Raw genomic sequence first — 20401 nt, 5'->3', positions numbered from 1 at the left:
CGAAACACCAGACGCCAACCAATGGAGAGCACCATGGCCCGCACCACGGCAAAGACTGCACAAGACGTACTGATGGCTGATTTTCAGACGTTGGTGCGCGACACCGAGAAGCTGCTGGACCACACCAAGACCCTGGCCGGCGACCAGGCTGACGAGCTGCGCGAGCAGATCCACGACAGCCTGCTGCGCGCCCGCGAAACCCTGAAGGCCACCGAGCAGACCCTGCGCCTGAAGGGCGAACTGGCCGTGGCCAAGACCGAGGCCTACGTGCAGGAAAACCCCTGGCAGTCCATCGGCATCGCCGCCGGCGTGGGCTTCCTGGTCGGCCTGCTGGCCACAAGGCGCTAACCGATGGCCTTGGACATGGACTCGAAATCGACGGCCGCCGGGCCGTCGTCGCGGCGCCTGGGCGCGGCTCTGCTGGGCCTGTTGCACAGCCATGTGGAACTGTTCGGCATCGAACTGCAGGAGCAGAAATCGCGCACCTTGAGCCTGCTGCTGTTCGCAGGCTTGGCGCTGGTATTCGCGCTGCTGGCACTGGTGGCCTTGTCAGGCCTGATCCTGATTCTGCTGTGGGACAACTACCGCATGCAGGGCATGATTGGCCTGGCGGTGTTCTACCTGCTGGCGGGGCTGTTCTGCGCCATGAAGTTGAAAGCGGCGATCTTCGATGAATCCTCGCCGTTCAGCGGCACCCTCGAAGAGCTGGCCAACGATCGGGAGCGCCTGTTGCCATGAGTGCACCGAACCTGCCACAGAACCAGTCGCGTCGCGAAATGCGCAAGGCCTTGATCCGCTTGCGCATGGAAATGCACCGTCAGGAAATTCGCCACGAATCCGGCCAGCTGATCAACCCCTTGAACCGCCTGCGCGGCATGGGCCAGTCGGTCCAGGACGGCCTGGGCATCAAGCATGCACCGTTGTGGGGCCTGGCCGGCGTGGTGCTGCTGGGCTTCCTCACCGGCAAAGGTGCCAAAAGCGGCGGCACTGGCGGGCTGACGCGCCTGGTGAAGCTGGGCACCAGCCTGCTGCCCCTGATCAAGCTGGCCATGCAACGCAAGGACTAGATTGCCATCATTTGGCTACATTCTTGCAAAGGCCCTAGGCCATGCCCCGGTTCCGGCCGGGGCGCTCAAGAAGCTGCCATCTGAGGAGCCGCCGTGTTCGACGGGCAACCGCTCGCCTGGTTTCAACCCTTCATCGATACCGCCACCGGCCGCATCGCCGGCGTGGAGGCCCTGGGCCGCCTGCGCCAGGCCGACGGCACGGTGCAGTCGGTGGGGCCGCTGTTCAGCGACCCACGCACCCTGGCCCCGGCCCTGCGGCGCCTGGACCGGCAGATCCGCGGCGACGCCCTGGCCCGCCTGCATGAGGCGCCGCAGGACTGGTTCCTGAGCCTGAATATCTCGCCGCGCTGGATCAGCCGCGTGCGCGACAACCAGCCGCTGCCCAGCCTGACCCAACTGCAGCGCCACGGCGTGCCGGCCGAGCGAGTGGTGTTCGAGATCACCGAACTGGGCGGCGACAGCCGTCGCCTCAGCCAGGTGGTGCAGCGCTACCGCGAGGCCGGCGCGCGCATCGCCATCGATGACTTCGGCGCCGGCTATTCGCAACTGGACCGCGTGCTGGCGCTGCAACCCGACATCCTCAAGCTCGACATGCGCCTGTTCCAGGCCGCCGCCCGCGGTGGCCCCAGCAGCGAAGTGGTCAAGGCCCTGGCACAGATGGCGGAGAAGACCGGCTGCTGGATCATCGCCGAGGGCGTGGAAACCGAAGCCGAGCTCAACTTCGCCCTGGAATGCGGCTCACGCTACGTGCAGGGCTACCTGTTCGCCCGCGCCGAACCGGACTTCTTCCCCGCCGACGCCTTCGTCACCCGCTTCGCCGCCCTGCGCGAGCGCTACGTGCAGCAGAAACTGGGCGAGCGTGCGCGGCTGATGAACCTGCGCCTGCAACTGGGCGAGCTGATGGCCGTGCTGCAACCCTGGGCCCAGGCCGGCGCCCCTGCCAGCGCCCTGCCCCGGCTGGACGCCTACCCCTGGCTGCTGCGCTTCTACCAGTGCGACCGCCACGGCACCCAACTGACCCCCAACATGGAATGGCGCCAACAGGGCTGGCACGCCGACCCCAGCTACCTGGGCCACAACTGGTCGTGGCGCCCGTACTTCTACCACCTGCTGGCCGAAGGCTGGGACGAACGCCGGCTGATCCTGTCCAGCACCTACCGCGACGCCACCAGCAACCAGTATTGCCTCACCGCAGGGCAGTTCTTCGCCAACGGCCAGCGGTTGTTGTTGATTGACGTGGATGCGGCGCATCTGGGGTGATGGGAGGTGCGGTGCGCCAGGACGCGGCCTGCGGCCGCTGCTACGTACTGTGGGAGCTGGCTTGCCAGCGAGCTGTTGAGGCCCTGAAAACTCGCTGGCAAGCCAGCTCCCACAAAGACAGTGCTGCTACAGGTCGTGCGCCCCAGGTCTGTTTTTCAGCGACGACACAGACAGGCTTGATTGTTTATATCGAACGATCCTTCAATGCTAGCGAAATACCAGCATTTACTAGCAAAACCCTAAAAATCGCTGAAAGCCGCGTTTTAGACACCTCAAGATACATTTGACGTGGCGAAAGATTCGGCTACTATCGCCCGCACAAAAACTGCAGATGGCTTTACGGATGAAGATCAAGATCGAAAAAAACAACAACGATTCCTCCTGCCTGGTCTGGCTGAACGACGACCCCGTGACCTTCCGCACCGAGGAAGAAGCACAGGCCTACGTCGATCAGCTCAAGGCACGACTGGAGGCGGTGCCTGTACTGGCCGCCGAACTTCAGGACTAGGCGCAGCGCTGGATCACTCGTCACTAAAGTTGTACCCCGCCAAACGCTCGTAGCCGCACTGCCAACCCTGCGGCTACGACGCCAGCCTCAAAAGCCGAACAGCTTCCCCGGCCCATCACACAGAATCGCCCGCCGCTGCGCCGCCCACGGCACCAGGCTCTGGAACAGCTCGAACTCACCCGCGTAATTCACCTGCCGCTCGTGCTGGGTGTGCGGCCAGTCGCTGCCCCACATCAGCCGGTCGGCGCCGAAGTGCTCGATCAGCAGCGGCACCGCGTCGTGGGCGAACGACAGGTTCTCGCTGTGGGTGCCGCCCAGGCGGTAGACCCCGGAGAGCTTGACCCAGGTGCGCTTCCCGTCGCCCAGTTCCAACAGGCGCTGGAAGGTGGCGTGGCTGGCGCCGAAACCGGCGTGGGGGCGGCCGAAGTGGTCGATGGCGACCTTGCAGCCGTAGCGCTGCAGCGCCGCCCACAGGCTGGGTATGTCTTCGATCTGGCGGTGCAGCTCCACGTGCCAGCCCAGCTCCGCCACCGTTTCCAGCAGCGGCGCCCAGGTGGGCGACGCCAGGTCCGGCAAGGCCTGACCCATGAGGTTCAGGCGGATGCCGCACACGCCCAGCCGGGCCATGCGCTTGAGCTGGGACTGGCTGACGTCCGGCGCCACCACCGCCACCCCGCGCAGCTGCTCGGGGGCAGCGGCCAGGGCCTGGAGCAGGTGGCTGTTGTCGGTGCCCAGGAAGCTGGGCTGCACCAGCACGCCGTGGCTTAGCCCCTGTTCGCGCAGGTGACCCAGCCATTGCGCCAGGGTGGCGTCGTAGTCCGGGGTGTAGCGGCGGCCGTCGACGAAGTCGAGCTGGCGGCCGAACACGTGGGCGTGGGCGTCAATGCCGAGGATGGGCAAGGGGGCGGTCAGTGGCATGGTGATGGTCTGCATGGAGTGATGGGGTCAGGCCCGTGACGGGTGGGTGCCCGCCACAGGCTTGGGGGTGGCGCCCGGGGCCTCGGCGACCAGGCTGCGGCCGCGGGTTTCGGGGAGTGCCAGGGCGGCGATCATCGCCACGCCGTAGGCAATGCCGGCGTCGATGCCGATGGCCGAGCCCAGGGACATGCTCGCGCTCAGGTGGCCGACCATGGCCGGGAACACCGCGGCCACCACGCGGCCGAAGTTGTAGCAGAAGCCCACCCCGGCGCCGCGCACGTCGGCCGGGTACAGTTCGTTGAACAACGAGCCGAGGCTGGCGGGAATACCGGCGGCGAAGAAGCCCAGGGGGAAGCCCAGGAACAGCATCTGCTGGTTGGTGAGCGGCAGGAACAGGTAGGCCTGCACCGTCAGCACGCAGCAGAAGGCGAACAGGATGATGTTCTTGCGCCGGCCGATGCGGTCCACCAGGAAACCACTGGCCACGCAGCCGCAGAAGAAGGCGACGATGATCACCGCCAGGTAGCCGCCCGAGCTCAGCACCGAGAGGTTGCGCTCGGTCTTGAGGAAGGTCGGCAGCCAGGTCATCACCGCGTGGTAACCGCCGTGGGCGCCCAGGCCCAGCAGCCCGCCCAGCAAGGTCACGCGCAGCAGTTGCGGGCGGAAAATGGCCGCCATGGCCGCGAACAGGTTCAAGGGCGCGGCCTTGGCCTGTTGCTGGCGCAGGAAGCTGTCCGGCTCCGGCACGCTGCGGCGCACGTAGATGATCAGGATGGCCGGCAGCAGGCCCACCAGGAACATCACCCGCCAGGCGTAGTCCGCGGGCACGAAGGAATAGATCAGCGTGAACACCCCTACCGCGGTGCCCCAGCCTACGGCCCAGGCGCTCTGCACCGTGCCCATGACCTTGCCGCGGTAGCGCGCCTGGATGCTCTCGGCCATCAGCACCGCACCCGCCGCCCATTCGCCGCCAATGCCAAAGCCCTGCAGGGCCTTGATTACCACCAACTGGTTGAAGTCGGTGACAAACGCCGAGGCGAAGGTGAACAGCGAGAACCACAGGATCATCCACTGCAGGGTGCGCACCCGGCCGTAACGGTCCGACAGCGTGCCTCCCAGCCAGCCGCCCACCGCCGACGTGATCAGGGTGACGCTGCTGATCAACCCGGCCTGGGTGTTGCTCAGGGCGAACGCGGCGATCAGCGCCGGAATCGCCAGGCCAAACATCTGCACTTCCAGGGCGTCCAGCGCCCAGCCGCCGAAGCAGGCCCAGAAGGTCTTGCGCTCGCGCGCGGTGACGTCTCGATACCAGGTGAACATGTTTTCTTATCCTTATGGGTGGGACAGGTCAGCGGATTTCGACGCTGTAGCGGAAGTGCCGGGCGTGGCCCCAGGAGCGCCGCCATTCCAGGGGCTGGCCGGCGTAGTTGCGCGCCACCCGTTCGATCACTACCACCGGGCTACCGGCGTCAACGCGCAGCAGGCGCGCGTGCACTTCGCTGACTGCTTCGGCGGTGAGGGTCTCGTCGGCGGCGGCGATCACCTGCCCGCACAGACTTTCATACACCGGGTACAGCAGCGGGCCGTGGGCATTGAGGTCGTGGTCGAGGATGGCGGCGAACGGTTCGTGGGGCAGCCAGATCTCTTCCACCAGCAGCGGCTGGGCGTTGATCAGGCGCAGACGCAGCAGGCGGATGACCGGGGCGCCGGGCTCCAGGGCCAGGGCATGGGCCACGTCGGCAGGCGCCTGCAGGGCTTCATTGGAGAGGATGCGGCTTTCCGGCACCTGGCGGGCGCCGTCGGCGTCCTGGAAACGGAAGAAGCGGAACAGCGAGGACTGGAACTGCGGGCGGCGGACGAAGGTGCCGCGGCCTTGCTGGCGTTCCAGCAGCGACTCGCTGACCAGTTGGTCGATGGCCTTGCGCACGGTGCCGATCGACAGGCCGTACTCGGCCGCCAGCGCCGACTCGGTGGGAATGGCCGCGCCAGGCTGCCAGCGGTTGCTGGCGATCTGCTCGGCGAGCTGGTCGCGCAAGCGCTGGTACAGCGGCAGGCGCTCGTCACTGGAAAGACTGTTCATGGCAGACGGGCTCTTTTAGTTATGTAGTCATCTATATGAATCTGGAATCAGTATTCGCTGCCTCCGTGCGTTCGTCAAGTCGTCGCCCCTGCCCTTCGTCGTCCGGCAAGGTGGTACACCTGGGGCGGGATAAACCGTTATACTGGTTAACGATTCCCCTAATAAAAGCCCGATACCATGGCCACTCCCAGCTCCCCGCCCACCACCCCCGACCCGCTGGACACCGGCGTGCTCGACGATCTGATCGGCTATGCCCTGCGCCGCGCGCAGATCCAGGTGTTCCAGCACCTGGTGGAACAGCTCAATGCCTATGACCTGCGCCCGGCGCAGTTTTCCGCCCTGGCGATCATCGCCCAGAACCCCGGCCCCACCCAGGCGGAACTGGCCAAGAGCCTGGCCATCGAACCGCCGCAGGTGGTGCCCATGGTCAACAAGCTGGAAGAACGCGGGCTGGCCTTGCGGGTGCGCTGCAAGCCGGACAAGCGTTCCTATGGACTGTTCCTGAGCAAGGCCGGCGAGGCGTTGCTCAAGGAACTGAAAGAGGTGGCCGCGCGCAGCGACCAGGAGGCCACGGCGAACCTGAGCGCCGAAGAGCGCGAGCAGTTGCTGGGGTTGTTGCGCAAGGTGTATCAGGGTAACGCCTGAGCCTGTGGACGCCGCCTGCGGCAGCTGCTACGTAGCAGCGGCCGCAGGCCGCGTTATCGGGCCAGGGTACGCGGTACCTTGCCGGCGTACAGGTCGTCGATCAGCGCGGCGCGGCCTTGCAACACCAGGCGCTGGTTGATCGAGCCCTTGTCGGTGATCTCGCCGCTGTCGATGGACGGCGGCTGCTGCGCCAGGCTCGCCCAGTCGATGCGGCTGGCGCTGCCGGTGGCGTGCTGGTTGAGGCGCCCCAGCAGGTCCGCCAGCCAGGCTTGCACAGGTGCTGCCGCCAGCACCTGTGCCACCGTGGCATCGGCACCCAGCCCTGCCAGCTGGCGGCACTCGTCCAGCCGCGGGAAAATCAGCAGCCCCAGGCGCTCGCGATCCGGGCCCGCCACCACCACGTCATGCACGTACGGCGCGCCGTCGAGGATCACCCGCGTGCGCAGCGGCCCGACGCTGACGAACACCCCCGAGGACAGCTTGAAGTCCTCGGCGATGCGGCCATCGAACATCAACCCCAGCTGCGGGTTCTGCGGGTCGGCCAGGCGCACGGCGTCGCCGGAGCAGTAATAACCCTGCTCATCGAACGCCTCGCGGCTCTGCTGCGGCGCGCGCCAGTAGCCCGGCATCACGTGGGGGCCACGGAAGCGCACCTCCAGCTTGCCGTCGCGCGGCACCAGCTTGACCTCGCAGCCAGGCGCCGGCAGGCCGACGTAGCCGGCCACCGCCAGCGGTCCGGTGGTGAAGGTGCACGACGGCGCGGTCTCGGTCATGCCCAGCCCGGCCATCATGCGGATGCGCTCGCCGCAGTGGGCCACGGCAACCTTGTCCAGGCGGTCCCACACCGATTGCGACAGCCCTGCCCCGGCGAAGAAGAACAGCTTCATGCGCGCGAAGAAGCGCTCGCGCAGGTCACCGTCCTGCTCCAGCTGGCTGACCAGCTCCTCCCAGCCCTTGGGCACGGTGAGGTAGGCCGTGGGCGAGATCTCGCCCAGGTTGCGCAGGGTCTCGGCGAACAGCGCGGGGGTGGGCTTGCCGTCGTCGATGTACAGGCTGCCGCCGTTGTACAGCACGATGCCGACGTTGTGGCTGCCCCCGAAGGTGTGGTTCCACGGCAGCCAGTCCACCAGCACCGGCGGCTCGTCGGCGAACTCGGGAAAGGTCTGCAGCAGCATCTGCTGGTTGGCGCAGAGCATGCGCTGGGTGGTGACCACGCCCTTGGGTAGCTTGGTGGAGCCCGAAGTGAAGAGAAACTTGGCGATGCTGTCGGCGGTCACGGCAGCGAACGCCGCGTCCGCCAGGGCTGGGTCGGCAGCGCCGAGCAGTTCATCGAAGGCCAGCCCGGGCGACTGCCCATCGGCAAAAATCACCGGCACATCCGCTGGCAGCACTGCCTCTATAGCTGGCAGGTAGGCGCTATCGCTGGCGAACACCAGGCCTGGCGTCAGGGTGTCGATGATGTGGCGCAGCTTGCCGTAGTCCCGCGACACCAGCGAGTAGGCCGGCGACACCGGGCAATACGGAATGCCGGCGTACAACGCGGCGCAGGTCAGCTGCAGGTGCTCCAGGTCGTTGCCCGACAGGATCACCAGCGGCCGCTCGGCGCTGAGGTTGAAGCCCAGCAGCCGTGCGGCGATCACGCGGGTGCGTTCGAGCATCTGCGCGTAGCTGATGCGCTGCCATTGGCCCTGGCCGTCGCGGCGGGCGGCGAAGGTCTGCTGCGGGCGCGCCTGGGCCCACTGCACCAGGCGCTCCATCAGCCGCTGGGGGTGTGCCTGCAGCGGTTCCAGGGCGCGCATGTGCAGCACCCCTTGCACTTCATCGACCTGCACCTGGGGGTGGCCGATGTTCACGGCGCGCCAGGGCGCCGCTGCCATTGAACGATTCACGCGATGTCCCTCTGCTTGTTGTTATTGGAAGCAGTTAATGGGGTTGCGGTTAGATTGGGTAGTGACGAGGGCCGTTCTGCAGCGTTACCCAACGCAGCTGGGTAAACTGCTCGATGGCGGCGCTGGCACCAAAGCTGCCGTAGCCGCTGGCCTTCACGCCGCCGAAGGGCATGTGCGCCTCGTCGTGCACGGTGGGGCCGTTGATGTGGCAGATGCCCGACTCCAGGCGCTGGGCCAGGGCCAACGCGCGGCTGGTGTCGCGGCTGAAGATGGCCGCCGACAGGCCGAAGGCCGAATCATTGGCCAGCGCCAGCAGCGCCTCGTCGCCAGCGGCGCGCTGCACCACGGCCACCGGGCCGAACGACTCCTCGTGGTACAGGCGCATGGCCGGGGTCACGTGGTCCAGCAGCACCGGCTGCATGACGCTGCCCTGCACCGCGCCACCACACACCTGGGTGGCGCCCAGGCTGACCGCGTCGGCCACCAGCGCCTGGAGGCGCGTGGCCGCCGCAGGGTCGACCAGCGAACCGAGCACCGAGCGGCTGTCCGCCGGGTCACCGGCGCGCAGGCCGGCGACCTTGCGCGCCAGCCGCGCGACGAAGTCATCGGCCACCGCCGCGTCGACGATCAGCCGCTCGGTGGACATGCAGATCTGCCCCTGGTTGAAGTAGGCGCCGAAGGCCGCCGCCTCCACCGCCGCGTCCAGGTCGGCGTCGGCCAGCACCAGGAACGGCGCCTTGCCGCCCAGCTCCAGCAACGCCGGCTTCAAGTGCCGCGCCGCCACTTGGCCGATGATACGGCCGACATGGGTGGAGCCGGTGAAATTGACCCGGCGCACCGCCGGGTGGGCGATGAGCCGCTCGACAATGGCCGCGGCATCGGCCGGGGCATTGCTGAGAATATTGACCACGCCGGCGCCGATGCCGGCGTCCTCCAGCACCTGGCCGATCAGCCGGTGCACCGCCGGGCTCAGCTCCGAGGACTTGAGCACCACGGTGTTGCCGCACGCCAGTGGCATGGCGATGGCGCGAGTAGCGAGAATCACCGGCGCGTTCCACGGCGCAATGCTGAGAATGACGCCGCACGGCTGGCGCAGGGCCATGGCGAAACTGCCGGGCACATCAGACGGGATGACCTGGCCGTTGACCTGGGTGGTCAGCGCTGCGGCCTCGCGCAGGATGTTGGCCGCCAGTTGTACGTTGAAGCCGTACCAGTTGGCCATGGCCCCGGTCTCGGCGGCCATGGCCATGAATTCGGCGCTGCGCGCGAGCATGCCGTCGGCGGCGCGCAGCAGGCGGTTGCGACGCTCGCCGGGGCCCAGCGCGGCCCAGGCCGGGAACGCCGCGTGGGCAGCGTCCACTGCGGCGTCGGCGTCTTCGAGGGTGGCGGCCGCGGCAATCGACACCACCTGCCCGGTCATCGGGCAGCGGCGCTCGAACGTGCGCCCGTCGCGGGCGCCCACGGCCTTGCCGGCGATCAGCAAGGGGACTTCGAACATGGTGCATTCCTCGTTGTTATGGTTGTCGGGAATGATGCGTTGTTACGACGGTACGTGTGGGAGCTGGCTTGCCAGCGAGATTTTCAGGGGCCCGCAAAACTCGCTGGCAAGCCAGCTCCCACAACGGGTCAGCGCTTGTAGGCTTGCAGGCCGGGCTTGATGCTCTTGTCGTCGAGGAATTGCTTGAGGCCCTGCTCGCGGCCATGCTCGGGATCGCGCAGCTGCGCCTGGTCGAGCTTGGCGTACAGGTAGTCCTCGCTCTGCTCCCAGGTCAGTTCGCGGCAGCGCTTGAAGCCGTTCTTCGCCGCGCGCAGCACCACCGGGTTCTTGTCCAGCAGGTCCTGGGCCAGCAGGATAACCTCTTCGCGCAGCTGGTTGAGCGGCACGCTCTTGTTCACCAGGCCCATCTCGGCGGCCTTCTGCCCGTCGAAGGTCTTGCCGGTCATGATGTAGTACAGCGACTGGCGGTGGCCCACGGTGTCGGCCATGGCCTTGCTCACCAGGTTGCCCGGTGGGATGCCCCAGTTGATCTCCGACAGGCCGAACGTAGCCTCGTCGGCGCAGATGGCCAGGTCGCAGGCCACCAGCGGGCTGAAGCCGCCGCCAAAGCACCAGCCGTTGACCATGGCGATGGTCGGCTTGCTGTACAGGCGCAGCAGTTTCCATTGCCATTCCGAGGCATCACGGCGAATGCGCTCCTGCAGGATCTCGGGGCCGGCGTCCACTTCGCGGAAGTATTCCTTGAGGTCCATGCCGGCGGTCCAGGCGCTGCCGGCGCCGGTCAACACCAGCACGCGGGCGTCGGCGTCCTGCTCGACGGTTTCCAGCACGTCGCGCATTTCCCGGTTGAGGGTGGGGCTCATGGCGTTGCGTTTTTCCGGGCGGTTGAGGGTTACCCAGGCGATGCCGTCCTCGACGTCGACGGTCACGGTCTGCCAGCGGTTTGCGTAGCGGCTCATTTCACACCTCTTGTTCTTGGGCTGTGCGTTGTGGATGAAGAGACAGTAATGGCTAAAACTGGTTACGTCAATTAATCGTTAATGCTATTAACTATATTTCCAGAAAAAGCCTTACCCCTCCCTTCACCGACCAACGCCAACGCCGCCAGCGCCGCGACCACCAGCCCCGGCGAGGCCGCCAGCAGCACCCCGCCCACACCCGCCCCGGCCGCCAGGATCTGCCCCGCCGCCAGCGGCCCGGCCATGGACCCCAGGCGCCCCACCGCCACGCACGCGCCCACGCCGGTGGCGCGCATGTCCGCCGGGTAGACCCGTGGCGCCAGCGCATACAGCACCAGCTGCGCGCCGATGCAGCAGTAGCCGCCCAGCACGCCGGCCAGCGCCATACCGGTGAACGTCGCGGCCAGGCCCAGGCCGGCCAGGGCCACCAGCATGCCCAGGTAGGCGATCACCACCGCCAGCCCGGTGCGCCGGCGGTCCATCAGCCGGCCAGTCAGCAGCGAGCCTGCGGCGCCGCCGAGGTTGAACAGCACCTGCACCCAGCCGGCCTGCACGCGGTCGAAGCCCTTGGCCATGAGCAGCGAGGGCAGCCAGTTCAGCAGCAGGTACAGCACGGTCAAAGTGAAGAAGCACGCCAGCCACAGCAGCAGCGTCTGCCGCGCCCGCCCCTGGCTGAACAGGCGGCCGGCGGGCGAGCCCTCGGCACGCTGCGACGGTGCCGTCACGCCCAGGCGCGGCAGCCACACCAGCAGGGCCACGGCGATCAGCAGCGGCGCCAGGCCGCCGATGTGAAACACCGTGCGCCACTGCTCCCCTACCCCCGACAGGCTGATCAGCGAGGCCAGCGCACCGCCCAGTGGCACGCCGCAATAGGTCAGGCTGACGGCGGTGCTGCGCAGCCGCGGCGCTGCAGCCTCGCTGGCCACGGCAATGATGATGGGCAGCGCCGCGCCCAGGCCGAGGCCGGTCAGCAGCCGCGCTAGCAACAGGCCGGGGTAGCTGCTGGCATGGGCGGTGAACAGGGTGAAGGCGCCGAACAGTAGCACCGCCGCCAGCAAGGTGCCCTTGCGTCCGGCACGGTCGGCCAGCCAGCCGCCCAGGAAGGCGCCGGGCAGCAGGCCCATGAGCCCGGCGCTGAATACCCAGCCCAACTGTGCGGGTGCCAGGCCGAAGGCCTTGGCGAGGAAGGGTGCGGTGATACCGGTGGATTGCAGGTCGAAGCCTTCGAGCAAGGCCACGGCGCAGCACAGCGCGACGGTCAATACCGGCCGCGGGGAAGCGGGACGTACAGGCATGGTGTGCATCTCTTGTTGTGGTTGTGGTGGCACATGGATAATACGATTAATGATTATATACATTAACCAAATGCCTGCCAGCCATGCCCCGTCCTGCAAGCGTTTTGCCTGCATCTTTGTCTGAACGAAGCGACAACAACATCTGTCGTACCAAATAAGCCATCTACACTGGCTTGTGCTTGTCCTAAACGAGATGGTTCAACCAATTGATCGAGGACGTCATCCATGAAGCGAATCTTGAGCTGTGGGCTGTTGGTGCTGGCAGGGGCGTTGAGTTTCCAGGCCAGCGCCGCCGGCGAGACCGAGACGTGCAACGCGAACATCCAGCGCTTGCAGGACCGCATCAACAGCGCTGCCACCACTGACCCCAAAGTGCACGAGCTGGTGGGCAAGGACATCGACTCTGCCGCCGCAGCCCGCGACAAGGGCAACGTGAAGGACTGCATCGAGATCACCGACCGGGTGAAGAGCCGGTTGGACAAGTACAACAAGTAAACACGTAGCAGCGGCCCTTAGGCCGCGTCCGGTCGCGCCGCAGCGCAACTGAAGCACCGCGGCGCGACCGGACGCGGCCTGGGGCCGCTGCTACGGGGTCAGGCGCGGCAGCGGACCTCCAGGCCCGCGGTCAGTTCCTGCAGCGCATCGCGCAACTGCTCCACCCTGCCCGCCAACGGCTGCTGCGCATCCGCGCACGCCCGCTCCACCAGTTCGCACGCCTCCAGCACCTGCGCAGCACGGATTATGCGCGCGCCGCCCTTGACCCGATGCGCCAGGTTGGCGATGCCTTCGCGGTCGGCCTCGACGTCAAGCATGGCCAGGCTGCCCAGGTCCTGGCGGCAACACTCCACCAGATCGCCGAGAAGGCCTTTGAGCGCCACGCTGTCGCCCGCGGTCAGCTCTTCCAGTGACGCCAGGTCGATGCCATCGCTGGCCGGCGCCACCGTCACCTGCCCACCCTGGCCAGGCTGCAGGGCCACGGCCAACTCGGTCAGGCCCAGGGGCTTGAACAGGCAACCGTCCATGCCCGCTTCCAGGCAACGCACCCGTTCCTGGGGCACCGCGTTGGCGGTGAAGCCCAGCACGCGGCAGCGCGGGCGGCGCTGCCGGCGTTCGTGCACGCGAATCGCGCGCACCAGCTGGTAGCCGTCCAGGCCCGGCATGTTGCAGTCGCTCATGACCACGTCGAACTGCCCGCCCAACCAGGCGCGCAAACCGCTGCCACCGTCCTCGGCCAGGGTAACCCGGTGGCCCAGGTACGCCAGTTGCTGCTGCAACAGGATGCGGTTGGCGCGGTAGTCGTCCACCACCAGGATGTTCAGCGCCGGGCCCTGGCTAGGCACCTCCGGCGCCACTTTGGGCGGCGGCACGGCCTCGGCGCGCGGTAGCTGCAGTTCGATCACCACCTGCGTGCCTTCGCCCAGGGTGCTGTCCAGGCTCATGCTGCCATCCATCATGGCGCACAGGGTGCGGCTGATGTTCAGCCCCAGCCCGCAGCCTTCGCGGGCCGAGTGCTGATGATTGCTGGCCTGGGCGAACGCGGCACCCAGTTTCGACAGCTCGTCGGGCGGGATGCCCACGCCGGTGTCGCTGATCGTCAACTGCACCCCCACGGCGGCGTCTTTCGGGGTGAAGACCACCCGCACCAGGACCTGGCCGCGCTGGGTGAACTTCACGGCATTGCTGATCACGTTGGAGATGATCTGCTTGAAGCGCAGCGGGTCGAGCATGACCGGGGTGTCGGCCTGGCCCTGCACCTCCAGGGCCAGGCGCAGGCGCTTGTGCCGCGCCTGCCCCTGGAACAGCCGCTCCACGGCCTCCACATGGGCCATCAACAGGGTGGGCACGGGCGCCAGGGTCAGCTGGCCGGTCTCGATGCGGGTGATGTCGAGAATGTCGCCAATCAACGCCAGCAGGCCACTGGCAGCGCCGGCCGCCACTTCGATGGACAGGTGGTCCAGGCGGCCCTGCTGGGATTTCTTCAGCGCCAGTTCGAGCATGCCGGTGATGGCGTTCATCGGTGTGCGGATCTCGTGGCTCATGGTGGCCAGGAACACCGTCTTGGCGTGGTTGGCGGCCTCGGCCTGCTCCTTCGCCTGCTGGTAGGCCAGCAGCAGGCGCTGGCGCTCGGTGATGTCGACCCAGCCACCGATCAGGCCGGCGATCTGGCCGTCGCCGGCCTTGTAGGGCAGCACCCAGTGGTAGATGGTCTTGGTTTCGCCGCTGCGCAATTGCACTTCACGGTCCTCGACCACCTTTTCCCCCGCGTCCATGGCCTCCAGGTAGGCCTGCTGGTAGTCCTTGGCCTGCTCGGCGGTCAGGGCGATGGTCTGCCCCACGGGCTTGCCGATGACCTCGTCGCGCAGCACCTGCAACGCTTCCAGGTAACTGGCATTGCAGGTCACCAGCTCACCGCTGCGGTCACGCACATACAGCGGGTGCGGCGTGCCATCGATCATCTCGCGCATGAACTCCAGCTGGTCGGTCAGCTTGGCCTCGGCTTCGCGCCGGCGCTTGACCTGGCGCCGCAGCTGGCTGAGCCAGCCCAGCAGCAGGCCCAGCAGCACCAGGGTGGTGATCAGCAGTTGCACGATGTGCCAGCGGTGCCGCGACCAGAAGCTATCCTCCAGCACCACTTCGCCGCGCCAGCGGGCGGCCAGGTCGTTGAATTCCTGGGGGGGAATGGCCAACAGCGCCTTATTGAGGATGGACAGCAGCTCGTGGGCCTGGCGCGAGGTGGCGAACGCCAGGCTGGCCGGGCGCACCGGCAGCGTGGCACTGATGCGCAGCCGCCCGGAATATTGGCGCTGGATACGATAGCGCGCGCCAATCAGCGTGAGGATCGCCGCATCGGCCTTGCCCTCGGCCACCAGCGTCAGCGCATGGTCGGCACTGCGCGCGCCCACAGGGATGATGGCAGGGTACTGGTCGACCACCCGGTCGCGCATGAAGCTGCCATGGATCAGCGCCAGGCGCTTGCCGCTCAGTTGCTCCAGCGACTGCGCAGTGCCCCGCTGGTCACGCGTGACCAGCACCCGCGGGCTGCTCAGGTAGGCGCGGGTAAACCCCAGGTGCTCCTCGCGGGCGCGGCTTTGCGGCAGGGCCGCGATCAGGTCGGCCTCGCCGCGTTCCACCTGCTCGGTCATCGCCTCCAGGGTGGTGCCGGACTGGACGTCGAAGCGCAGCCCGGTCATCTGCCCGATCACGTCCAGCACCTGGGCGCTGATGCCCCGGTAGCGGCCCTGGGCATCGCGGTAGCTGACCGGCAGGAACTGGTCGTCCATCAATACCCGCAGCGTCGGCGCAGTGGCCAGCCAGCGTTGTTCGGCCGCGTTCAACCCCAGCTCGCGGCGCTGGCCGATGCTGACGCCGCCGACACTCCAGCGCCCCAGGATAGCCCGCCGCTCGCTCTCGGGAATGGCCTGCAGCGCGGTATTGACCAGGGCCAGCAGCCGGCTGTTGCGCGGCGACAGGGCAAAGCCGAAATGGTTGCTCTGCGCCTGCACCAGGTGGCTGAGGAACAGGCCGTTGAGCTGGCCCTTGTTGATCTGGTAATAGGCCCCCAGGGCGTTGCCCAGGAACACATCCGCCTGGCCGAAAGCCACCGCCCCCAAGGCCGCCAGCGTCGAGGGGTAGAGCTGCAGGTGGGCGTTGGGGTACAGGTGTGTGACCATCTCGCGCGGCAGGTAGAACTCCTGCATGGCCAGGCGGCGGTCATCGAGGCCGCTGAGCAGTGCCGTGCGATCGTCGGTGCGGGTAGCCAGCACCGAATCGTCCTGGGCGTAGGCTTCGGACAGCACCAGGTAGGCCATGGACGCCTCGAAGCCATTGGAGGTCCCGAGCATGTCGATGGCACCATCGCGCACCGCCGCCAGCGCCTCCGCCCGTGAAGGGTAACGCACCACTTCCACGCTCAGGTTCAGCAGCGTGGCCACCAGCGCCGCGTAGTCGGCGGTGATGCCTTCGTACTCGCGGCCGGTGCCCAGCACATCGAACGGCGCGTATTCGGGCTGGCTGACGCCCAGGCGCAGGGTGCGCTGTTGCCATAGCCAGCGGCGGTCGTCATCGGTCAGCTCCAGCTGCTCGATTTCAGCCGCGGCCAGGTTCGAGCGGCCGTAGAGCATGGGCGCCGCGTCATCGGCCAGCGCCGGGCACGCCAGCCACAGCCACAGCCAGCACAGCATCCGTGCCTTCATCGCGGCGTCCTATATCAGCGCATGGCGCCTGGCCAGATCCGCCAGGTCGACCAGGGATTTGACCCGCAACTTCTCGATCAGGCGGGTTTTGTAGGTGCTCACGGTCTTGTTGCTCAGCAGCATTTCGTGGCCGATGGCCTTGTTGCTGTAGCCGCGCGCCAGTTGCTGCAGAATCAGCAGCTCGCGGTCGGTGAGCCGGGCGATGCACTGGGCCTCGCTGTCCAGGCTGTCGCCACGGTGCACCGAACTCAAGGCCACGTCGGGAAAGTACGAATAGCCGCTGCGCACGGCCTGCACCGCCTTGGTCAGCTCGTTGAGGTTGTCGGACTTGGAGACGTAGCCGGCCGCGCCGGCCTTCATGCAGCGCAGGGAAAAATAGTCCGGCGCCTGGGACGTCAGCACCAGGATCTTGATCGGCAGCTGCATGTCCCGAATACGCGCGATGACCTCCATGCCGTCGAGCCGGGGCATGGCGATGTCGAGGACCAGCAGCTCGGGCATCCAGTCGCGGATCACCGCCAGGGCGTCCACGCCGTTGTCCAGCTCGGCCACCACCCTGATCTTCATCTTCTCCAACAGCAACCGCACGCTGGCGCGGATAAACGGGTGGTCATCGACAATCATCGCTCTGTACATGGCATCCTCGCTGGGGCTGGCAAATCGTTGCTCAACCCCGAAACTCGACCTGGCGCGATTGCTCGCCCTCGATCAATTCAAACCGGTACTGGCGCCCCGGCTGTTTGGTGAAGCTGCGACGCGAATTGGGCAGCAGGTGGTGCTTGGTGGTGACTTCGCATTGCTGGCCGCTGGCGTCGCAGTCGTTGAAATGGTCCAGCACCACGGTGCTGTTGCCCTGGTTGGGCACCAGGAAGCGCCCCGGCTCCTGCAGCACCTGGGTGTCGAAGCGGGTGGCCTGGGGCCGCACGAACAGCAGCGAGCCGTAGCCGGCGAGGATATTCACCCCCGCCTTGAGCGAATCCTTGTACTGCTCGCTTTCCTGTTGGGTCAGGGCAAAACCGTCGTTGACCTGGGGCAGCACCGGGATGAAGCGCAGGCGGAAGTAGCGTTCGCGATCGCGCTCGCCGCGGTACAGCAGGCGCACGGCCTGCATGCCGTTGGCCGGCACGATCAGCCGCGCCGGGCTGGCCACCAGCGCACGCTGCTCGGCCGGCAGGCCGTCCATGGGCACCTCGCGCGAGGTGCCGTCGGCGGCATAGACGATCTCGGCCACGCTGACCTTGACGAAAGCAGTGCTGTCGCCGCTGTTGCGCACCCGCTTGAGCTGGGTGCTGCGGTTGCCGTCCAGGTAGTCATAGAGGCCGCCGATATTGAGTTGCGGCGCGGCCTGCAGCAGCCCGGGCAACAGGCAGGCGATGGCAACGATGAGTCGTTTCATGATGGTTGACCTTGCAGTGACGGGGCAGCGCTGCCAGGTGGCCGGCGACTGCGCCCATTATTGGAAAACTGATCGACGCGGGATGTAGGCCGATTCCCAAACACCCCGTCGAAATTTCCGAGTTACCTTCGTGCCGATGGCGGCCTAGGCGCCCTCGCCCGCCGCTCCATCGGCCTGGGCCAGGGTGTCGGTGGTGCAACGCTGGTCGCCCACCAGCAGCACTTCGTTCTCACGCCGCGCGTGCCTGGCGTCCAGGCGCAGGAAGCACACCCTGGCGCCTTTGTGGCGCACTTCGAGGGTGGGCGTGGACTCGCTCATCTCCACCGCGAAGAAGCCGTCGGCCTCGCTGACACTGCGGCTGGCATGGTTGATCACCAGCGCCCCCTTGAGCGGCTGCCCCTGTCCGTCCAGCAGGCGCCCGAGCACGGTCAGGGTGCGCATCACCCGCACCTGGCGGTACTCCACGCCGCCCTTGTTCAGGTGGTAGCCCAGGCTGGCCGGCTGGATCACCGCCGCGTGGGCATCGCGGCCGGCGAAGTCCAGCTGCACGCTGCCGGACTTGTAGGCCTGCACCGCGATCACGTTGCGCCCCGGGTGCAAGGCGGTGCTGGCGCCGGAGATATCGTCGGCGCGCAGGTCCAGTTGCGCCAAATCCGAATCCACGTCGACGATCAGGCCGGCGTCATACAGCCCGTACTCGCCGCTCATGGCCACGTGCCCTTCGCCCAGGGCCAGGGTGCTCTCCAGGTTCAGGCCACCCGACAGCTCGCCGTTGTAGGAAGAGTTCTGCGCGTAGGCATCACCGAACAGGTAACCGTTCTGGAACTGGGTGTTGGCCCCGAAACCGGCGCCGTAGCGGTCCGCCGACACCGAGCCGGAGACGCTGCGCAGGGTGTGGTGCTGCAGGTCCTGCTGATAGGTGAGCGTGGCGGTCTGGTCGCGGCCGCCATCGCGCGAGGTCTGGCTGCCGACGCTGGCCGACAGGCGCTGGCCGGGCTTGCCCAGCGCCAGGCTCAGGCTCAGGTTGACGCCACGGTTGCGCTGGCTGCCGGAGCTGTAGGTGCCGGGGCGGTCGAACAGCGACAGCCGCCAGGTGGCGTCCGAACCCTTGAGGGTGCCGTGGTAGGCCCAGCCCAGGTCCATGGCCATGCCCTCGATGGCGCCGCTGCTGTGGGACAGGCGCGCGCTGACGGTGTTTTCACGGGTCAGGCGGTGGCTCAGGGACAGCGAGCTTTGCTGGGTCTGGCCGCCGCGCCAGTTACTGTAGCGGCGCGGGTTGTCGCGGCGGTCCAGCTTGGGCGGCTCGGTCCAGGCGCGGGTGTGGCTGGCCACCAGGCTGCCGCGCTCGTAGTTGAAGATGCCCTGCAGGTCGAAGCCATCGCCCTGGTCCTGGGTGTGGTACAGGTTGCCGAACAACTTGAAGCGGTCATGGGGGTCCCAGTCCAGCGACGTACCGTACTGCACGCGGTCGTCGACGCGTTGGGCCGACAGGCCGACCACGGCGCGCGGGTGCAGCAGGTAGTTGGTGAGCACGCCGGCGCTCAGGCCGCCTTCCTCATCCTGGTTGTCCCAGTTGCTGAGCAGGTCGCGCTGCTGGCCGGCGAACAGGTTGTAGCGCCAGCGCTGCTCGGGGTTGGCCCAGTTGCCGGGCTTGTAGATGAACTCGGGGGTGCGCGAGGTCACCTGGCCGTCTTCCACCAGGCGCACCTCCACCTCGTAGATACCGCCGGGCAGCACGCGGGTGTCGATGGCTTGCAGGCCAGCCTGCACCGGCTGGCTATTGATCAGCTGGCCGTTGCGGTAGATCTCGACCACGCCCGGACGGTTGGGCGTGACGTAGATCGGCGTGCTGCTGGGTGCGCCGTTGTTGATGGCCAGGCTGTCGCTGCTGCCGAACATCACTCCCACCGTGGCGTCGGGGCTCGAGCCCATCAGCCGCGGCTGGCGGGTGAGGCCCTGGGAGCTGGGCGTGAAATAGCCCAGGCGGAAAAAATGCGCGGGGCTGAGCCGCTCGCCGTACAGCTGGTCGACGCGGTGGCGGGACTGGGCACCGACCTCGTTGCTGCGGTCAGCCTGCACGTTGGCAAGGCCGGTCCAGCTGCCGAGGCTGCTCTGCCCTTGCAGGGCGTAGCGGCCACTGGTCTGGTCGCCGTCGCGGGCCAGGTTGAGCTGGTTGCGCACGATCAGGCCGCGGCTGCCCTGCTCGGGCAGCGAATAGAAGCGTGCCTGGGCCGGGTCCTGCTCCACGGCACGGGTCAGTATCGATAGCTGCGAGTTCACCAGGCTGTAGTGCAGGGCCACCAGGTCCTGGGCGCAGTCCTTGAGGCAGTTGCCCAGGGACCGGCCGTCCACCAGCAGGTCGCGCCAGCGCTGGCGGGTGGCATCGGGTTCGTGGCTTTCGTCCACCTGGGTGAACTCCAGCAGTTGCACGGTTTCGTTGCGTGACAGCACGATCATGGCCTCGCCAAGGAAACGGCCATCGAGGTCGACGCGCACGGCCAGCGGCACGTCGAAGAAATGTTCGCTGAAATCACTGGGCAGGTTCTCGGCCTGGCTCAGCACGCCCAGCGGGGTCGGCGCGGAGGGCGCCGCCTGGGCCTGGGCACACCACAATGACGCGGCACAACAACCCAGCGCCAGGCGAATGAAAAATGCAAGGTTCATGACAGGCGCCATCTACGGTTCACGGGTAA

The 20401-nt window shown here is 67.3% G+C and carries 18 protein-coding genes; 7 read left to right on the top strand and 11 right to left on the bottom strand.

Annotated elements, in window-relative coordinates:
- Window positions 1–33 precede the first annotated feature (33 nt).
- The 5 genes from RAM80_RS26715 (at window position 34) to RAM80_RS26695 (ending at window position 2835) form a co-directional block, all read left to right on the top strand.
- On the top strand, window positions 34–348 hold the full coding sequence (locus RAM80_RS26715; protein ID WP_416423385.1) for a DUF883 family protein: 315 nt from the start codon (window positions 34–36) through the stop codon (window positions 346–348).
- A 15-nt stretch (window positions 349–363) separates the two neighbouring features.
- A complete protein-coding gene (locus RAM80_RS26710; protein ID WP_416427569.1) occupies window positions 364–738 on the top strand; it encodes a phage holin family protein in 375 nt (124 codons plus the stop codon).
- Entirely contained in the window at window positions 735–1067 is a 333-nt protein-coding gene (locus tag RAM80_RS26705) for a hypothetical protein (RefSeq protein ID WP_416423384.1), read from the top strand. Before RAM80_RS26710 ends, RAM80_RS26705 begins: the two co-directional genes overlap by 4 nt.
- Window positions 1068–1160: 93 nt before the next feature.
- A complete protein-coding gene (locus tag RAM80_RS26700) occupies window positions 1161–2327 on the top strand; it encodes an EAL domain-containing protein (protein WP_416423383.1) in 1167 nt (388 codons plus the stop codon).
- 343 nt (window positions 2328–2670) lie between these two features.
- Window positions 2671–2835 carry a hypothetical protein gene (locus RAM80_RS26695; protein ID WP_416423382.1) on the top strand — a complete coding sequence of 55 codons (165 nt, stop codon included), beginning with the start codon at window positions 2671–2673 and terminating at the stop codon, window positions 2833–2835.
- Between the two features lie 87 nt (window positions 2836–2922).
- Here RAM80_RS26695 and RAM80_RS26690 read toward each other — a convergent pair whose 3' ends face one another.
- From RAM80_RS26690 to RAM80_RS26680, 3 genes are read right to left on the bottom strand one after another with little or no spacing between them, the layout of a single operon-like run.
- Window positions 2923–3753 (bottom strand): amidohydrolase family protein, encoded by an 831-nt coding sequence (locus RAM80_RS26690; protein WP_416423381.1) that lies wholly within the window; start codon window positions 3751–3753, stop codon window positions 2923–2925.
- Window positions 3754–3780: 27 nt separating this feature from the next.
- Window positions 3781–5073, bottom strand: coding sequence for an MFS transporter (locus RAM80_RS26685; RefSeq protein ID WP_416423380.1), 1293 nt, complete (start codon window positions 5071–5073; stop codon window positions 3781–3783).
- 28 nt (window positions 5074–5101) lie between these two features.
- Window positions 5102–5833 carry a GntR family transcriptional regulator gene (locus RAM80_RS26680; RefSeq protein WP_416423379.1) on the bottom strand — a complete coding sequence of 244 codons (732 nt, stop codon included), beginning with the start codon at window positions 5831–5833 and terminating at the stop codon, window positions 5102–5104.
- Window positions 5834–6010: 177 nt separating this feature from the next.
- Between RAM80_RS26680 and RAM80_RS26675 the strand changes: the two genes are divergently transcribed.
- On the top strand, window positions 6011–6478 hold the full coding sequence (locus RAM80_RS26675) for a MarR family winged helix-turn-helix transcriptional regulator (RefSeq protein WP_416423378.1): 468 nt from the start codon (window positions 6011–6013) through the stop codon (window positions 6476–6478).
- 53 nt (window positions 6479–6531) lie between these two features.
- On the opposite strand, the gene RAM80_RS26670 is transcribed toward RAM80_RS26675, so the two are convergent.
- The 4 genes from RAM80_RS26670 to mhpT all read right to left on the bottom strand — a co-directional run bounded on the left by RAM80_RS26670 (window position 6532) and on the right by mhpT (window position 12119).
- A complete protein-coding gene (locus RAM80_RS26670) occupies window positions 6532–8355 on the bottom strand; it encodes a feruloyl-CoA synthase (RefSeq protein ID WP_416427568.1) in 1824 nt (607 codons plus the stop codon).
- Between the two features lie 61 nt (window positions 8356–8416).
- Window positions 8417–9865 (bottom strand): aldehyde dehydrogenase, encoded by a 1449-nt coding sequence (locus RAM80_RS26665; protein ID WP_416423377.1) that lies wholly within the window; start codon window positions 9863–9865, stop codon window positions 8417–8419.
- A 128-nt stretch (window positions 9866–9993) separates the two neighbouring features.
- The gene (locus tag RAM80_RS26660) at window positions 9994–10824 is read right to left on the bottom strand and encodes a p-hydroxycinnamoyl CoA hydratase/lyase (protein ID WP_416423376.1); all 831 of its coding nucleotides are present in this window, start codon (window positions 10822–10824) and stop codon (window positions 9994–9996) included.
- A gap of 71 nt (window positions 10825–10895) precedes the next feature.
- On the bottom strand, window positions 10896–12119 hold the full coding sequence (mhpT, locus tag RAM80_RS26655) for a 3-(3-hydroxy-phenyl)propionate transporter MhpT (RefSeq protein WP_416423375.1): 1224 nt from the start codon (window positions 12117–12119) through the stop codon (window positions 10896–10898).
- Window positions 12120–12344: 225 nt separating this feature from the next.
- On the opposite strand from mhpT, the gene RAM80_RS26650 reads away from it, so the two are divergent.
- On the top strand, window positions 12345–12614 hold the full coding sequence (locus tag RAM80_RS26650) for a hypothetical protein (protein ID WP_416423374.1): 270 nt from the start codon (window positions 12345–12347) through the stop codon (window positions 12612–12614).
- Between the two features lie 98 nt (window positions 12615–12712).
- Here RAM80_RS26650 and RAM80_RS26645 read toward each other — a convergent pair whose 3' ends face one another.
- The 4 genes from RAM80_RS26645 to RAM80_RS26630 all read right to left on the bottom strand — a co-directional run bounded on the left by RAM80_RS26645 (window position 12713) and on the right by RAM80_RS26630 (window position 20372).
- Window positions 12713–16312 carry a transporter substrate-binding domain-containing protein gene (locus tag RAM80_RS26645; RefSeq protein ID WP_416423373.1) on the bottom strand — a complete coding sequence of 1200 codons (3600 nt, stop codon included), beginning with the start codon at window positions 16310–16312 and terminating at the stop codon, window positions 12713–12715.
- 9 nt (window positions 16313–16321) lie between these two features.
- Window positions 16322–16948 (bottom strand): response regulator, encoded by a 627-nt coding sequence (locus RAM80_RS26640; RefSeq protein ID WP_416423372.1) that lies wholly within the window; start codon window positions 16946–16948, stop codon window positions 16322–16324.
- A gap of 31 nt (window positions 16949–16979) precedes the next feature.
- Window positions 16980–17708 carry a molecular chaperone gene (locus RAM80_RS26635; protein WP_416423371.1) on the bottom strand — a complete coding sequence of 243 codons (729 nt, stop codon included), beginning with the start codon at window positions 17706–17708 and terminating at the stop codon, window positions 16980–16982.
- A gap of 144 nt (window positions 17709–17852) precedes the next feature.
- Entirely contained in the window at window positions 17853–20372 is a 2520-nt protein-coding gene (locus tag RAM80_RS26630) for a TcfC E-set like domain-containing protein (protein ID WP_416423370.1), read from the bottom strand.
- Between the last annotated feature and the right edge of the window lie 29 nt (window positions 20373–20401).

Origin of the sequence: Pseudomonas sp. App30, assembly GCF_047947025.1 — a bacterium.
In the GTDB taxonomy this organism is placed as follows: domain Bacteria; phylum Pseudomonadota; class Gammaproteobacteria; order Pseudomonadales; family Pseudomonadaceae; genus Aquipseudomonas.
Note: the sequence above shows the minus strand (reverse complement) of the source record. Positions and strands in the feature narration are given on the sequence as shown.

Coding starts and splice junctions, on each gene's coding strand:
- RAM80_RS26715 (WP_416423385.1), top strand. CDS start 34: ATGGCCCGCACCACGGCAAAGACTGCACAAGACGTACTGATGGCTGAT.
- RAM80_RS26710 (WP_416427569.1), top strand. CDS start 364: ATGGACTCGAAATCGACGGCCGCCGGGCCGTCGTCGCGGCGCCTGGGC.
- RAM80_RS26705 (WP_416423384.1), top strand. CDS start 735: ATGAGTGCACCGAACCTGCCACAGAACCAGTCGCGTCGCGAAATGCGC.
- RAM80_RS26695 (WP_416423382.1), top strand. CDS start 2,671: ATGAAGATCAAGATCGAAAAAAACAACAACGATTCCTCCTGCCTGGTC.
- RAM80_RS26690 (WP_416423381.1), bottom strand. CDS start 3,753: ATGCCACTGACCGCCCCCTTGCCCATCCTCGGCATTGACGCCCACGCC.
- RAM80_RS26685 (WP_416423380.1), bottom strand. CDS start 5,073: ATGTTCACCTGGTATCGAGACGTCACCGCGCGCGAGCGCAAGACCTTC.
- RAM80_RS26680 (WP_416423379.1), bottom strand. CDS start 5,833: ATGAACAGTCTTTCCAGTGACGAGCGCCTGCCGCTGTACCAGCGCTTG.
- RAM80_RS26675 (WP_416423378.1), top strand. CDS start 6,011: ATGGCCACTCCCAGCTCCCCGCCCACCACCCCCGACCCGCTGGACACC.
- RAM80_RS26670 (WP_416427568.1), bottom strand. CDS start 8,355: ATGGCAGCGGCGCCCTGGCGCGCCGTGAACATCGGCCACCCCCAGGTG.
- RAM80_RS26665 (WP_416423377.1), bottom strand. CDS start 9,865: ATGTTCGAAGTCCCCTTGCTGATCGCCGGCAAGGCCGTGGGCGCCCGC.
- RAM80_RS26660 (WP_416423376.1), bottom strand. CDS start 10,824: ATGAGCCGCTACGCAAACCGCTGGCAGACCGTGACCGTCGACGTCGAG.
- mhpT (WP_416423375.1), bottom strand. CDS start 12,119: ATGCCTGTACGTCCCGCTTCCCCGCGGCCGGTATTGACCGTCGCGCTG.
- RAM80_RS26650 (WP_416423374.1), top strand. CDS start 12,345: ATGAAGCGAATCTTGAGCTGTGGGCTGTTGGTGCTGGCAGGGGCGTTG.
- RAM80_RS26645 (WP_416423373.1), bottom strand. CDS start 16,312: ATGAAGGCACGGATGCTGTGCTGGCTGTGGCTGTGGCTGGCGTGCCCG.
- RAM80_RS26640 (WP_416423372.1), bottom strand. CDS start 16,948: ATGTACAGAGCGATGATTGTCGATGACCACCCGTTTATCCGCGCCAGC.
- RAM80_RS26635 (WP_416423371.1), bottom strand. CDS start 17,708: ATGAAACGACTCATCGTTGCCATCGCCTGCCTGTTGCCCGGGCTGCTG.
- RAM80_RS26630 (WP_416423370.1), bottom strand. CDS start 20,372: ATGAACCTTGCATTTTTCATTCGCCTGGCGCTGGGTTGTTGTGCCGCG.